Genomic DNA, 13966 nt, shown 5'->3' on the forward strand with positions numbered 1-13966 from the left:
ATCTGAAGATCATCGGCCGAGGTTGAGTCATCCGGGCCCGCGATGGCTTCGGCCAATCCAGCGATAAGGCGACCGGCAAGCTCTTGCAGGCGCCCGATCCAGCGCGTGGCCCGATCGCGAGCGTCAGGTGCGGGGTCAGGTAGAGTCATCGGGGCGTCCTTCCGGTGGAATGGGCACTGAGATCGAGGCGGGCCGTCATGCCCACGCGGCCCGCCGCATCAGTACTCCACATCGCAATGGCTTGGTCTTCCGCCCTGGCGTGGAGCAGCAGCGGTTCGCCGGCGAAAGCGGGGCTCTGCGCGCGGAACGCGAAATGCCGCGCCGCGCGCCCCTCCGCCAGCGGCAGCCCTACGTCCAGCAGCAGCGTGGCGATCAGCGGTCCGTGGACGACAAGCCCGCGATATCCCTCTTCGTCGCGCGCATAGGGGAGATCATAATGGATGCGGTGCGCGTTGTAAGTCAGCGCGGAGTAACGAAACAGCATTACCGGATCGGGCGTGAGTTCGCGGCGAAGATGGGCCCTGTCGAGCGGCTTGTCTGGCGTTGCGTCAATCGTTCTGGCGGGCGCGGTGTCGCCCTCCCCCCGATAGACGATCGTCTGTTTCTCGCGCAGCCTGTCCTCGCCCGCCTGTCGCCAGACATGCTCCACGGTCACGAAGACAAGCGGCCCGCTGCGCCCGGACTTGGGCACGATATCCACGATCGTCGACACGCGTGTCGCGGCCTCGCCGAGACGGAGCGGCCGAACGATCTCGATCTCGCTGGCGGCCCACATCCTGCGGGGCAATTCGACCGGCGGTAGAAAGCCCCCGCGAGCCGGGTGGCCGTCCGCACCCGTCTGGCCGGGGGCCGCCACATCAAGCGCGTAGAGCCAGTGCCAGGGCAAAGGCAATGCGTCCGCTGGGCCCTCGTCGTGGCCGAGCAGCGCCGCCAGAGCGGCTGCGGGGAAGCGCGCCACGGGGTCGCGCACGCAGCGATCGGACCCGATCCAGCTTTCGAAAGGCCGCTCCGCGCTCTCAGTCATGGCGCGCCGGCTCGGGCGAAAGCAAGGACAACCCCAGACGCGCGCGGCGCGCCAGCCAGGGTGCGGGGCGATAGCGCGGATCGCCGGTGACGCGCTGCAACCCTTCGAGGATGGTCAGCACCCGCGCGGGCCCGATCGCATCGCCCCAGCCGAGCGGACCGTCGGGATAGCCCAGGCCCAGCCGCACGGCATCCTCGAGATCATCTACGGTAGCGATCCCGCGCTGGGCGATGTTGGCCGCGATATTGACGACCACCGCCAAGACGCGCTGACAGATGAAGCCCGGGCTGTCCGCGATCATGGTAACCCCGGCATCACCCGAGGCGAGCATGGCGTGTGCCGCATCCCGGTAGCGCGGCAGCGTCGCGGCGGTCATCATCGCCGTGCGGTGGCGGTCTAGGCGCGGTAGCGGATCGACCGCCACCGTGCGCGCGGCATCTAGCCCGCGCTCGAGTGCGGCCGTCGTCGCATCGACACCCCAGGGTTGCACGATGAGGACGCTGTCCGCTTCCGCCTGCCCGACCGCATGCGATCCGGCCAGGGCGCACAACCTTTCCGCGTCTGGCGCCTCCGGATCGATCCAGACCGAAACGCCATCGGGGAATGCTGGCGCCGGCAGTCCGGCATCCTCGCGCTCGCAATCCTGGTAACGATACCATCCCTCGCCCGATTTGCGGCCATGCAGGCCCGCCGCGATCCGCGGCGGAACTAGCGATGAAGGGCGGAAGCGCGGTTCCTGTTGGAACTGTTCGTAGATCGCCTCCATCACCCGGCCCGACACATCCAGCCCGGTAAGGTCAAGCAACTCGAACGGCCCCATGCGAAAACCCGCCGATAGGCGCAGGACGCGGTCGATCTCGACATGTGTGCAGACCTGCTCCTCCAGAATCCGCAAACCTTCCGTATAAAGGCCGCGCCCGGCATGGTTGACCACGAAGCCCGGCTGATCCGCCGCGGCGATGGCGCGATGCCCCGTGCTCGCGACGAGCGTTCTCAGCCGCGCGACAACATCCGGCGCCGTGCGCACGCCCGCGATGACCTCGACCACGCGCATCAGCGGCACGGGGTTGAAGAAGTGCAGTCCAGCAACCCGCTCCGGCCGCTCGCATCCGGCGGCGATCTCCGAAACCATGAGCGAGGAGGTGTTGGTGGCAAGGATAGCCTCGCGTGGGACGATCCTCTCGAGGTCCCCAAACACGGTGCGCTTGACCGAAAGATCCTCGACAATGGCCTCGATCACGAGCGTGCAGTCGGCTAGCCCGGCGAGATCGTCGTGCGCGGACATCGCGCCGCGCGCCAATCGGGCGGCGTCCGCGTCCATCCGGCCTTTCGCGACCAGCGTGTCGAACATCGCGCCCACGGCGTCGAGCGCGTCCCGAGCAGCGCCGGGTACCGCATCGACGCAGTGGACCCGGTGTCCCGCCGCAGCAAACAGCTGCACGATTCCGCGCCCCATCGTTCCTGCGCCGACAACGCCGACGGTCTGCTGCTGGTCCGTATTCAGCATCCGCGAAACTCCGGGCGTCGCTTTTCCAGAAAAGCCGTCATACCTTCACTCTTGTCCCACGTGTCGAAGAGCAGCAGAAATTCGCGGTTTTCCAGCGCGAGAGCCGCCTCCAGCGGCAAATCGGCACCGAGCGCGAGCGTGCGCTTCGTTGCCGCCACCGCACGGGCGGGCATGTGCGCTGCGCGGCGCGCGAGCGCCATGGCGGCGTCGACGGCCATACCCTGTTCGGTCAGGACCGCGACGAGGCCGAGCGCATGGGCCCGTTCGCCGGATAGCCGTTCGCCTGCATAGAGCATGGCCCCGGCAACCGATTTTCCGACCGCGCGGATCAGGCGCTGGGTTCCACCCGCACCGGGCATGATGCCGACACCCAGCTCAGGCTGGCCGAAGGCAGCGCCGCGATCGGCCACGATCACGTCGCAAAGCAGCGCCAGCTCACATCCCGCGCCAAGCGCCACGCCGTTCACCGCCGCGAACAGCGGCTTGGGGCAGTGAACCAGGGGTGCCCAGTAAGACGGCAACGCAAGGTTGGCGACTTCTTGCGCACCCTTTTCCGCCAGCAACGACAGATCCGCGCCGGCAGCGAACACCGTATCGCTACCTGCGATCACGATGGCGCGGATCCCGTCTTCGGCGACAAGCGCCTCGACCGCTTTCGCCAGGGCGCGCCGCATGGCCAGGTCCAGCGCGTTGTGCTTTTCCGGGCGGTTGAGCCTGACCAGCGCGACCGCACCGTCCCGCTCCACCTGGACAATTTCCTGATCCGAGGGCGTCATCGCCGCGCAGCTTTCGTGAAATCGGGTTTCCGCTTTTCCGCGAAAGCAGCGAAGCCTTCCGCGAATTCGGGGCCGGTCAGGCAGATCGCCTGATCGTCGGCTTCGCGCCGCAATTCGGCATCGAGCGCTTCGGCGCCTGCATTCAGACGCTCGCGCATCCGCAGAAACGCGCCCATCGGCAGGTCGGCGAGGCGCTGCGCCGCGTCCAGCGCCGCATCCATTGCCGCGCCCTTCGCCGTCACCGCATCCGCCAGCCCGAGGCGGTGGGCCTCGGCCCCCTTAATGGTATCGCCTGACGTCAAGACGCGGCGCGCCGGGCCGATCCCGATCCTGCGCGGCAGGGTCAGCAACTGGCCCCAGTCGGGCGTCAGGCCGAGCGTCAGGAAGGGAAACAGTATGCGCGCATCCTCCTCCGCGACGATGTGATCGCCCAGCAGGGCCATGCCGACCGCACCGCCCGCGGCCACACCTTCGACCGCGGTGATCACCGGAAACGGCGCCTGCGCGATGGCGCCGCACAGGCGATGGATATGCTCCATCCGCGAGCGGGCACCGGCTTCGTCCAGCCCTGCCATGCTCGGCAGGTCGCCCCCGGCGGAGAGCACGCCGCCTACGCCGCCGATCACGAGCGCGCGCGTTTCGTCGTCGCTGCCAAGCTCGCCGATACGCTCGTACATCGCCTCGCGAACGGCATGATCGATCGCGTTGCGCTTGTCCGGCCGGTTGATCAGCAGCCGCGCGACACCAACGCGCGGCCGGTCGAGAAGCACGACCGCGTTCATGCCTTTTCCAGCCCCGCGATCAGCACCGAACAGACATTCTGCGATGGCTGCCCGCCCAGATTATGCGTCAGCCCGATCTTCGGATCGGCAAGCTGGCGCGCGCCCGCGCGGCCGAGCAGCTGAAGATAAACTTCGTAGAGCATGCGGATGCCGCTCGCCCCGACGGGATGGCCGAAGCATTTCAGGCCGCCGTCGATCTGGCACGGAATGCGCCCGTCAGCATCGAACGCACCGTCAAGTACGTCGCGCACCGCCCCGCCTTCGTCAGCAAGCCCGAGATCCTCCATCGTCACCAGCTCGGTGACCGAAAAGCAGTCGTGGACTTCGGTCAGGTCGATGCCCCGCCGCGGATCTGCGATCCCGGCCTCGTCATAGGCGCGCCGAGCGGCGATGCGGGCGGTGTGGAAATAGCTACCGTCCCAGCCCGATCCCTGCAATTCCCACCCGTTGGACGTAGCCAGCTGAAGCGCCTTGAACGTGACAAGATCGTTCTTGCCCAGCGACCGCGCGATAGCGGGCGTGGTCACGATCACCGCCGCCGCGCCGTCCGACACGCCGCAGCAATCGAACAGGCCCAGCGGTTCGGCAATGATCGGCGCGTCGAGGACCTGTTCCACGGTGATCGGCTTGCGCAGATGCGCCTTGGGGTTCTTGGCGCCGTTGTCGTGGCTCTTGACCGAGACATGCGCGATCGCGCGCTTGAGCAGATCGGCATCGATCCCGTGCTTGGCGCGATAGGCGCTGGCCAGCTGGGCAAAATTCGCGGGCGCGACCGCCGCCGGATACCATTGCGGGATCAGCGTTCCGACATTGGTGACGGGCAGGCCGCCATAGCCGGTGTCCTTCAGCTTCTCGACTCCCAGCGCCAGTGCGATATCGGTCGCACCCGCTGCTACGGAATAGACCGCGTTGCGAATCGCGTCCGATCCGCCGGCGCAGAAATTCTCTACCCGCGTCACGCCGATATTGGGCAGGCGCAGCGCGATCGACATCGGCACGCCGCCGCGCCCGGTGCCAACATCGGGCATGTGCGTCGAAAACCAAGCTGCGTCGATCTGGCCGGGCTCGATGCCAGCATCCTCCAGCGCTTCGCCAAAGGCCTCGACCATCAGGTCTTCCGGGCTGGCGTCCCAGCGTTCGCCGAAGCGGGTGCATCCCATGCCCAGGATCGCGACCCTATCCTTGATTCCGCTCGCCATGTCAGTGTTCCTCCTGTGCGGGCCGCGCGGACGTCGCCTTCCAGAAATAGCGGCGATATCCGCGCGTCTCGTCGATCGCCTTGATCCGGAATGTCATCTCCACATCCATCCCACTATCGATCGCGTCCGGATCGACGTCGGTGAATTCCATCAGGACGCGCCCGCCCCCGTCGAAATCGATCTGCCCGTAGCAATGCGGCGGGGACCGGTGGAACGAGAGGTATTCCGCCGACCAGCTGAGCACCTTGGCCGGGCGTTCGGCCAAACCATAGGGGCGCTGCGTGTCCTTCAGTGGCTGCCCCTCGGCGTAGATGATGCGGCTCGGCGGAAAGCTGACTTCTCCCGTCACCTCGCACCGGCCCGCTACGAAACCAAGCAACGCGTCTTCATGGCGATAGGCGGTCGACAGGGCAGTCTTCTGATCCTGTTCGCCTCGCATCCCGCGCTCCAGCGCGATCTCGCCCTTGAAGGAGAGGAATTTGGTATAGCGGTCTTCCTCCACCCCGCGCGCCATCCAGCCCGACACGCCTCTCAGGGGGCGTACCGCCCCCACCTCGTCCGTGACGCGAAACACCATTGCCTGCGCGCCGCTGCCGAACTGGCCCAGGACGATGAGTTCGCCCGGCTTCGCGGTTTCGAGCACCTTGGCGCACAGGATCAGCGCATGGGCGGTGCCGCATTCGCCGATCCGCTCGAACAGCGTGGGCACGACCGCATCGGCCGGAATGCCGACGGCCTTGGCGACCTGCGCATCGATGTTGCGAAGCGTGCTGGGCATGATGAAGTGATCCACCGATCCCGGATCGATGCCCGCATCGGCCAGTGCCGCGCCGATGACGCCGGGCATCATCTTCGACATGCCCTCGTCGCGCACCCAGCGTTCTTCCCAGACATAGTCGAACGGCTCGCCCGCAAGACGAAAGCGGTCCACGAAATCGACGCTCTCGCTCGCGCTGCCAAGAAATTGCGCCAACACGCCCTCGCTGCCGATCGTCAGCGCGGCGGCGCCGTCGCCAAACGCCAGTTCCGACCCGCTGCCCGGGCGGGCCCGCCGGGCATCGGCGGACAGCACCAGCGCGTCGCCGCGCCCGGCGGCAACCGCATCGAGCGCGTGTTGCAGGGCGGTGAGGCCGGCGCGCTGGCTGCCGCCGACATCGCTCGCGGCGACACTCCTGTCCAGCGTCAGCGCGCGCGCCACGATTGCGCCGTTCAGCCGCTCCGCGAAGGGCAGCGTGGTCGAGGCGAGCATGAGCGCGGCGATATTTCCGCGATCGTCCCCGCGCCCGAGGCAGTCGCGCGCGGCGGCGACCGCCATGGTCACCACGTCCTCGTCCCAATTGGCGAGCGTGCGCGTGCCCTTGCCGCGGATATTGGGCGCATACCACGCATTGGCCTCGGCGATCGCCTGCCTGCGCATCCGCAGCCGGGGCAGATAGGCCCCATAGCCGGTAATTCCGATCACGCCGCAGTCTCCCCGAAATGCTTTTGCAGGAATCGTCCGCCCTGCCCGATCGCCTCGCCCGCTTCGGGCAGGAGATCGGGAAATTGTTGGAACACATGGATCATGCCGGGCCACACCTGCGCCTCCGCAGAGACGCCCGCCGCCCGCGCGCGTTGCGCGAAATCGACACTGTCGCTCAACACCGTTTCGCGGTCGCCCACCTGAAACAGCAGCGGGGGCAAGCCCGAAAGGTCGGCGAAGAGTGGGGAAACGGCCGGATCGCTCGGATCGGCTCCGGCCAGCATCCCCTGCGCGATCGCGCGGATCATCCGGCGGTCATGGATCGGATCGGCATCCGCCCGGCTGTCGAAGCTTTCGCCGCTGGCCGTCAGGTCGGTCCAGGCGGAAAGCAGATAGGCCGCGGCGGGCAGATCCTCGCCGCCGTCGCGAAGGCGCAGAATCGCGCCGAGCGCCAGGCAACCGCCCGCGCTGTCTCCGGCCAGCGCCAAATCGCTGGCGGCATAACCCTGCGCGCGAAGCCAGCGCCACGCGACCAGCGTATCGTCGAGTGCTGCGGGAAATGGGTGTTCGGGAGCGAGACGATAGTCGAGACCGAGGACCGGGGCGCCCGTCGCGCGCGACAGATCGGCCATGAGCCGATGATGCGACCGCGGCGAGCCGAGCCGGAAGCCACCGCCGTGAAGATAGAGGATCGCGTTCGCACCGCCGCGACCGTCTTCGTTTGTTCCGTGCGCGCGCAGCCAAGCCGCGTCTAGGTCGCCGATGCGCACGGGCTCAAGCGCGGCGTCGGGCGGCGCCAGCGGCGCGAACAGCCGATCCCAATCCGCACGCATCGCGGCGAGCGGCGTGTCGCGCCGCCAGCTGCCATAGACCGCGCGCACCCGCTCGATCGCCTGATCGACCTTGCTCATGCGCCGCAGCCCATCCCGCCCGAGACGCCCAGCACCTCGCCGGTGACGAAGGCGGCACCCTCGCTAGCGAGGAAGCCGACCGCGGCGGCGACCTCTTCCGGCGTGCCCAATCGACCCATCAGGGGCGCGGCCTCCATCGCGTGCAGCAGGCGTTCGCCGCGCGCGTTAACTGCGGCGCGCAAGAGCGGCGTGTCGACCGGGCCGGGTGCCACCACATTGGCGGTGATCCCGCGATCCGCATTCTCGCGCGCGATCGAACGGGCAAAGCCGATCACCCCCGCCTTCGCCGCGGCATAGACCGCCCCGCCGCGCGAACCCAGCCGACCTGCCTCCGATGCGATCATGACGATCCGCCCCGCGCCCGCCGCGCGCATGGCGGGCAACGTGACATGGGTGATCGCGAAGACTGCTTCGAGATTGATCGCTAGCAGGCGGCGCCAGTCCTCCGGCGTGGTGTCGGTGAAGAAGGCATGCTGATCGATGCCCGCATTGTTCACCACGACCGCGAAGGCGGGTGCGTCCGCAAGCGCGCCCGCAATCGCGCGCTGGTCCGTCAGGTCGAGCAGGAGCGGGCGGGCGCCGGTCTCCTCGGCAAGCCGGTCGAGCGCCGCGCCGTCTCGGTCGATCGCCGTGACCGCGCATCCATCCGCGACCAGACGGCGCACGATCGCGGCGCCGATGCCCTGGCCCGCGCCGGTCACCAGGGCGCGTCTGGCTTCCCCCGTCATCGTCCTTCGAACACGGGGTCGCGGCGTGCGATCACGGCGTCGAGCCCCTCCAGCGCATCCGCGGTCCCGCAAAGCCGCACCTGCGCGGCGTTCTCTTCGGGCATCGCCGCTTCGGGAGGCAGAACCTGCCCGCTCCACAGCAGATGCTTGGCCATGCCCATCGCCAGCGGCGCGCCGCGGGCGATCTCGCGCGCAATATCCATTGCTTCGGCCTCGATCCGATCGTCGGGCACCACGCGGTTGATGAGGCCGATGGCCAGCGCATCCTCGGCCGTGATCACCGAATTGAGCAAAACCATTTCCATCGCGCGGCGGAACCCGACCAGCCGGGCCAGCGTGGCGGTCACGCCTGCGTCAGGCACCATCGCGACGCGCGTTGCGCCTGTCATGAAGCGCGCGCTCTCGCCCGCGACCACGAGATCGGCCGCGCAGACCAGCCCCATGCCGCCCCCGCCCGCCGCGAAGCCCTGCACCGCGGCGATGACCGGCACGTGCAACCGCATCAGCCCTTGCGTGATTTGGGCGAGCTGCGCGGTCGCGACTCGAATATACTGCGGCAGGTCCGCGCCTTGGTCGCGGAAGCTCTTGACGTCGCCGCCCGCGCAGAAATTCTTGCCTGCACCGGTCAGCAGCAGAGCGCGCGCCTCGCGCCGCTGCTGCACCATCCGGATCGCGTCGAGCAGCACGGGCATGCTTTGCGCGTCCACGCTGTTCGAACTAGCCGGACGGTTCATGGTGAGATGCATCACCCCGTCCTCGTGCAGCGCCAGCGTCGCCGCGCCGTCCGCCATCAGCATTTGGGGAGCAGCGCTCATACGAGAAAAGCCATGGTGTAGAGCGCCTTGTGATTGTTGGTCAGCACGACCTTCTTGCGCACGATGCGGAAATCGTCGTCGCGTTCGCGCAGCCGGTATTCGGTGCGCGTGCCCCAGGTTTGTTCGCCCCGCGTGTGGGATTCGAAGATCAGGACATTTGCCGTGACGATGATCTCGTCATCTTCTCGCCCGACGATGCGGACGTTGGAGACCGAGCGGCTGAGCCGCGACAGCGGCGACTGGGCGAGGCGCCGCCCCGTCATCAGCTGCTTGACCCGCAATGCGATGCGCGAGCGGTTGTCATAGAGGATCGACATCTCGTGATCGGGATCGCCGCCGTCCCCGTTGGCGGGCACCCAGTAGATGCCGTCATCCTCCCACAGCTTTTCCCATTCCTCGTATTCGTGCAGGTCGGCGTATTCGGCCTCGCGATACAGGAACTGCGCGATCCGTCTGGTCAGTAGCAGATCGTCACGCACGCTCATGCCGCACCATCGGACATGAGGTCGGCGTAATGGCGCCAGAAGCCGCGGCTGGGCGTCTCGTCGGTCGCGTCGCCGACGAGAAAGCCGTCCTCGTCCGCCCGCTCGCGCCCGGTGCCGCGTCCTAGGAACAGCCATTCGGGATCGAGCGCCTGCGCGCCCAACTGCGTGCGCTCGTACATTTCGGCATCGTCGGCCAGCAGGAAGCCCGCCGGACCGACCGAGCCCATCGTCTGCTGCCGCATCCGTTTATTGAGATCGTCCGCGCCCTTGAACTGGAGCGCAGTGACGTGCTGCACCGTCTCGTCCACTGCGGTCGGCTGGAGAACGAACAGCTGGATTTCGGCGATGAACAGGTTCGGGAAGATCATTGTGTGCGGCGTACCGTCGATCATGATCCGCCGCGCTTCGTCCACGCCATTCGCCGCTTCCATCTGCGCGACGTAATCGGGCAGCCGTTCCGCCGTCGTGCCGAACCAGCTCAGCGGCTCGCCCCGCTTGCGGAATTCCGGGCGCAGGTCGATCTCGGAATGCCCTTCGCCCAGGTAGCGTGCGACCGCGTCCGACTTGTCGTTGTAGAGCGATCCGATCCCGCTGTCCGCCACTTGGAAGATTGAGCCGTGGACGAAGGAGGGGTGATAGCCGTCGGTTTCGTTCTCGGCGACGAACTTCCAGTTCGACTTCACCTTGTGCTTCAGGAAACCCGCTGTGACCTCGATCTCTCCGGTGGGCGAATTGCTGCACAGCAAGTCGATGGAATCGCGTGCGGAACCCAAATGTTCGGCAAGAGTCGGACCGTCCTCGGCCAGCGATGCGAACACGAAGCCGCGGTAGCTTTCCACCCGGGCGACCTGGCCGAGGCCGAACCGTTCCTTGTCGACGCCTTCGTATCCGGACGGAAACGGATAGGCGCGCAGGCTTCCATCGGTGTTGAAGGTCCAGCCGTGATAGGGGCACATGAAGACCGAGGACCGCCCCTTCTCCTCCATGCACACGCGGTTGCCGCGGTGGGGGCAGCGATTGTGCAACAGTCGGATCTCGCCGTCCTTGCCACGGATCATGATCAGCGGCTCGGGACCAATCGACTTCATCACAAAATCATTCGGCCTAGGCACTTCGCTCTCATGGCCGACATAGACCCAGCCGCGCCGCCAGATCCGCTCCAGCTCCAGCTGGAACAGGGCGGGGTCGGTGTAGAGCGATCCGTGTACCGAGTCGGGCCGTATCCGATCGCGGACCGACAGGCCCGTCGGCCCCGCCATTGCCGGCGTGACCTGCGCAGTGTTCGGCGTCATCCAAAGTCCCCAAAAACCATCTTGCGCTATTGATAAACCGTCCGGTCGGTCTATGTCAATGGCTGTACCGGTTGCGGCAAACAAAAGGGGAGACGTATGGGAGCGCTTAAGGGGGTCCGGATCGTGGAAATGGCGGGGATCGGGCCCGGCCCCTTCGCCGGGATGATGCTCGCAGATCACGGCGCGGACATCATCCGGATCGAACGGTTGGGCGGAACCGCGTCCCCGATCGGCGCGGATGACGGGGCCGACGTGATGCTGCGCGGACGGCCGGCGATCCAGGTCGATCTCAAGACACCGGAAGGCGTCGGCATCGTCAGGGATTTGGTCGGACAGGCGGATGGCCTGATCGAAGGCTATCGTCCCGGCGTGATGGAGCGGCTGGGTCTTGGGCCGGACCTCCTTCTCGGCCTCAATCCCGCGCTCGTTTACGGTCGCATGACCGGCTGGGGCCAGACCGGGCCCAAGGCCGCGGATGTCGGGCACGACATCAACTATCTCGCCCTGTCGGGCACGCTGCACATGCTGGGCCGCGCGGGGGAATGCCCTACCGCGCCCGCTAACCTGCTCGGCGATTATGGCGGCGGCGGCCTGCTGCTTGCCTTCGGGATGTGCGCCGCGATCATCCAGGCGCGCGCCAGCGGCCAGGGCCAGGTCGTCGATTGCGCAATGGTCGATGGCTCCGCGCTGCTCGCCACGCTGATGTGGTCGCTGCGCGCGCAGGACCAGTGGCGGGATGAGCGGGGGAGTAACTTCCTCGACAGCGGCGCGCATTTCTACGACACCTATCGCACGCGCGACGATCGCTTCATCGCGGTCGGCGCGATCGAAAAGCCGTTCTACCGCACGCTGTGCAGCCTGGCCGGAATGGACGATCCCGCCTTTGAGAACCAATTCGACCGCGCCGCCTGGCCCGACCTGAAGCGCCGGGTCGCCGCGATCTTCGCCACCCGCACGCGTGACGAATGGTGCGCGCTGCTCGAACAGACCGACGCCTGCGTTGCACCCGTACTGTCGATGGAGGAAGCCCCGCGACATCCGCACAACCGGGCGCGTGACACCTTCGTGGAGGCGCAAGGCATCGTCCAGCCCACGCCCGCACCGCGCTTTTCCCGCACCACGGCGCGCCACCCGTCGCAACCTGGCCCTGAGCCCCTGGACATCCTCCAGCGATTCGGACTGTCCGCCGAGCGTGCCGCGGAGCTGGAAGCGAGCGGCACGCTGGCATTCGCGCAGCCATCTGCCCGATAGACCGTCGCTTTTCCGCGCCTCCCATTCTTAGTCCGACGCGACGGTTTGCAATTGCCTCGCGATCGTGCTTTCTTCCAGATTGCCGGAGGCATGGCGAAACCCGCCCCGGCGCGAGCGCATGGAGCTTGGAACACGGGAATGGGAGTGGAGATGGATCAGTATCGGACCTTGGGCGACCTCGTCGAAGCGAACGCACGCAATCTCGGCGATATGCCCGCGACGATTTTCGAAGACCGCACGCGATCTCACGGCGCGCTTGCCAATGAAGCACGGAACATCGCTGCCCACTTCGCGGCCAGGGGCCTCACGAAGGGCAGCCGGGTCGCTTATCTGGGACGCAACCATGATCGCATGGCGGTGCTGCTGATCGCCTGCGGCTTCGCGGGCTGCGTGTTCACGCCGATCAACTGGCGCCTGTCCGATGAGGAGCTGGATTATGTCGTCGGCAATTGCGAAGCCTCGTTGCTATTCCACAGCCGCGAACATGGCCCTTATGCTGCGGCGAGCGGGCTCGACACCGTCGATGTGGACGATGACGCCGCATGGCAGGCCTGCGTCGATGCCGACGTGGGCGCGCTGCCCGCCATCGACCCCGACGACATTCTGCTCCAGATCTACAGTTCGGGCACCACCGGAAAGCCGAAGGGCGTCGAATTGACTCACAGTTCAGTGCTGCGGGGCGCGCAGGTCGTGCATTCCGGCCAGATCGGCAGCGAATGGACCACCGATGATCGCATGCTGATCGTCCTGCCGCTGTTCCATGTCAGCGCGCTGCTGATGCTGTCCTTCTCTCTCACCTCGGGGGCTGGCGCGATCATCCTGCGCGATGCGATACCCGCCGCCATCGCCGACATGGCGCAGCGCCACGGAGCGACGCGCATCGGCCTGGTTCCGGCGCTGATCCAACTGATCGTGGATTCGCCTACGATCGATATGTCTGCCTTCGCATCGCTCAAGCTGGTTATCTACGGCGGATCGTCGATCACGCCCGCGCTGCTCGCCCGCGCACAGACCGCGCTCGACTGCGGTTTCCTGCAATTGTTCGGGATGAGCGAGACGTTCACGAGCGGCACGGTTCTCGGCCCCGAAGAGCACCGCAGCGGGGACGCGGCGGTCCTGGGATCATGCGGCAAGCCTCTCGACGGGGTAACCATCCGCATCGTGGATGAAGATGGCGCGGACCTGCCGCCCGGAGAACCGGGCGAAATCCTCATCCGGTGCGATACGCTTATGAAGGGGTACTGGCGCCTGCCGGAGGAAACCGCGGCGGTGCTCGATGACGGCTGGTACCGCACGGGCGATGTCGGAAGCCGGGACGCCTCCGGCTATCTGACGATCCGCGACCGGATCAGGGACATGGTCATCAGCGGCGGCGAGAATGTCTACCCGGCGGAAGTGGAAGCGGCGCTTGCCTCTCACGAATCCGTGGGTGAGATCGCGGTCATCGGGCGCCCCTGCGATCGCTGGGGCGAGGCGGTGACTGCGGTGGTCGTGCCAAAGCCCGACCGCATGGTCGACGAGGCGGAACTGATCGCATACGCCCGGGGACGCATCGCGCACTACAAATGCCCGTCAAAGGTGATCATCGCGGACGAACTGCCCAAGAACGCTGGCGGCAAGGTTTTGAAGCGGGTTCTGCGCGAGCGGTACTGCTGAAATACCGTTCCCGGGCCGGCGCGGTCGCCCCGCGCTTCGGGCGTGCTGTCGGCCAGTTAAGCCGGCCCCGCCCCTTTT

Annotated in this window: 13 protein-coding genes; 2 read left to right on the forward strand and 11 right to left on the reverse strand. The window is 67.1% G+C overall.

Going from position 1 to position 13966, the window contains the following annotated elements:
- Positions 1–145: 145 nt before the first annotated feature.
- The 11 genes from A3736_RS04520 to A3736_RS04570 are packed head-to-tail and all read right to left on the reverse strand — an operon-like array spanning position 146 to position 10981.
- Entirely contained in the window at positions 146–1024 is an 879-nt protein-coding gene (locus A3736_RS04520; RefSeq protein ID WP_067679743.1) for a MaoC family dehydratase N-terminal domain-containing protein, read from the reverse strand.
- Complete coding sequence (locus A3736_RS04525) at positions 1017–2531, reverse strand: 3-hydroxyacyl-CoA dehydrogenase (RefSeq protein ID WP_067679746.1); 1515 nt, start codon at positions 2529–2531, stop codon at positions 1017–1019. The genes A3736_RS04520 and A3736_RS04525 overlap by 8 nt, the downstream gene beginning before the upstream one ends.
- Positions 2525–3307, reverse strand: a complete 783-nt coding sequence (locus A3736_RS04530) for an enoyl-CoA hydratase-related protein (RefSeq protein ID WP_067679750.1) — start codon at positions 3305–3307, stop codon at positions 2525–2527. Before A3736_RS04530 ends, A3736_RS04525 begins: the two co-directional genes overlap by 7 nt.
- Positions 3304–4089 (reverse strand): enoyl-CoA hydratase/isomerase family protein, encoded by a 786-nt coding sequence (locus A3736_RS04535; protein ID WP_067679751.1) that lies wholly within the window; start codon positions 4087–4089, stop codon positions 3304–3306. Before A3736_RS04535 ends, A3736_RS04530 begins: the two co-directional genes overlap by 4 nt.
- Positions 4086–5288: an acetyl-CoA acetyltransferase gene (locus A3736_RS04540; RefSeq protein WP_067679754.1), complete on the reverse strand. Its 1203-nt coding sequence runs from the start codon at positions 5286–5288 to the stop codon at positions 4086–4088. Before A3736_RS04540 ends, A3736_RS04535 begins: the two co-directional genes overlap by 4 nt.
- 1 nt (position 5289) lies before the next feature.
- Positions 5290–6750: a hydroxymethylglutaryl-CoA synthase family protein gene (locus A3736_RS04545; protein WP_067679759.1), complete on the reverse strand. Its 1461-nt coding sequence runs from the start codon at positions 6748–6750 to the stop codon at positions 5290–5292.
- A complete protein-coding gene (locus tag A3736_RS04550; RefSeq protein WP_067679762.1) occupies positions 6747–7661 on the reverse strand; it encodes an alpha/beta hydrolase in 915 nt (304 codons plus the stop codon). The genes A3736_RS04545 and A3736_RS04550 overlap by 4 nt, the downstream gene beginning before the upstream one ends.
- Positions 7658–8389: an SDR family NAD(P)-dependent oxidoreductase gene (locus tag A3736_RS04555; RefSeq protein ID WP_067679765.1), complete on the reverse strand. Its 732-nt coding sequence runs from the start codon at positions 8387–8389 to the stop codon at positions 7658–7660. Before A3736_RS04555 ends, A3736_RS04550 begins: the two co-directional genes overlap by 4 nt.
- Entirely contained in the window at positions 8386–9204 is an 819-nt protein-coding gene (locus tag A3736_RS04560; protein WP_082851308.1) for an enoyl-CoA hydratase/isomerase family protein, read from the reverse strand. Before A3736_RS04560 ends, A3736_RS04555 begins: the two co-directional genes overlap by 4 nt.
- Positions 9201–9689 (reverse strand): aromatic-ring-hydroxylating dioxygenase subunit beta, encoded by a 489-nt coding sequence (locus A3736_RS04565; protein ID WP_067679769.1) that lies wholly within the window; start codon positions 9687–9689, stop codon positions 9201–9203. Before A3736_RS04565 ends, A3736_RS04560 begins: the two co-directional genes overlap by 4 nt.
- A complete protein-coding gene (locus A3736_RS04570; RefSeq protein ID WP_197465493.1) occupies positions 9686–10981 on the reverse strand; it encodes an aromatic ring-hydroxylating dioxygenase subunit alpha in 1296 nt (431 codons plus the stop codon). Before A3736_RS04570 ends, A3736_RS04565 begins: the two co-directional genes overlap by 4 nt.
- 96 nt (positions 10982–11077) lie before the next feature.
- On the opposite strand from A3736_RS04570, the gene A3736_RS04575 reads away from it, so the two are divergent.
- Complete coding sequence (locus tag A3736_RS04575; protein ID WP_067679770.1) at positions 11078–12232, forward strand: CaiB/BaiF CoA-transferase family protein; 1155 nt, start codon at positions 11078–11080, stop codon at positions 12230–12232.
- Between the two features lie 150 nt (positions 12233–12382).
- A complete protein-coding gene (locus A3736_RS04580; RefSeq protein ID WP_067679774.1) occupies positions 12383–13888 on the forward strand; it encodes an AMP-binding protein in 1506 nt (501 codons plus the stop codon).
- Positions 13889–13966 lie beyond the last annotated feature (78 nt).

Source organism: Erythrobacter sp. HI0063, assembly GCF_001635685.1.
GTDB lineage: Bacteria > Pseudomonadota > Alphaproteobacteria > Sphingomonadales > Sphingomonadaceae > Qipengyuania.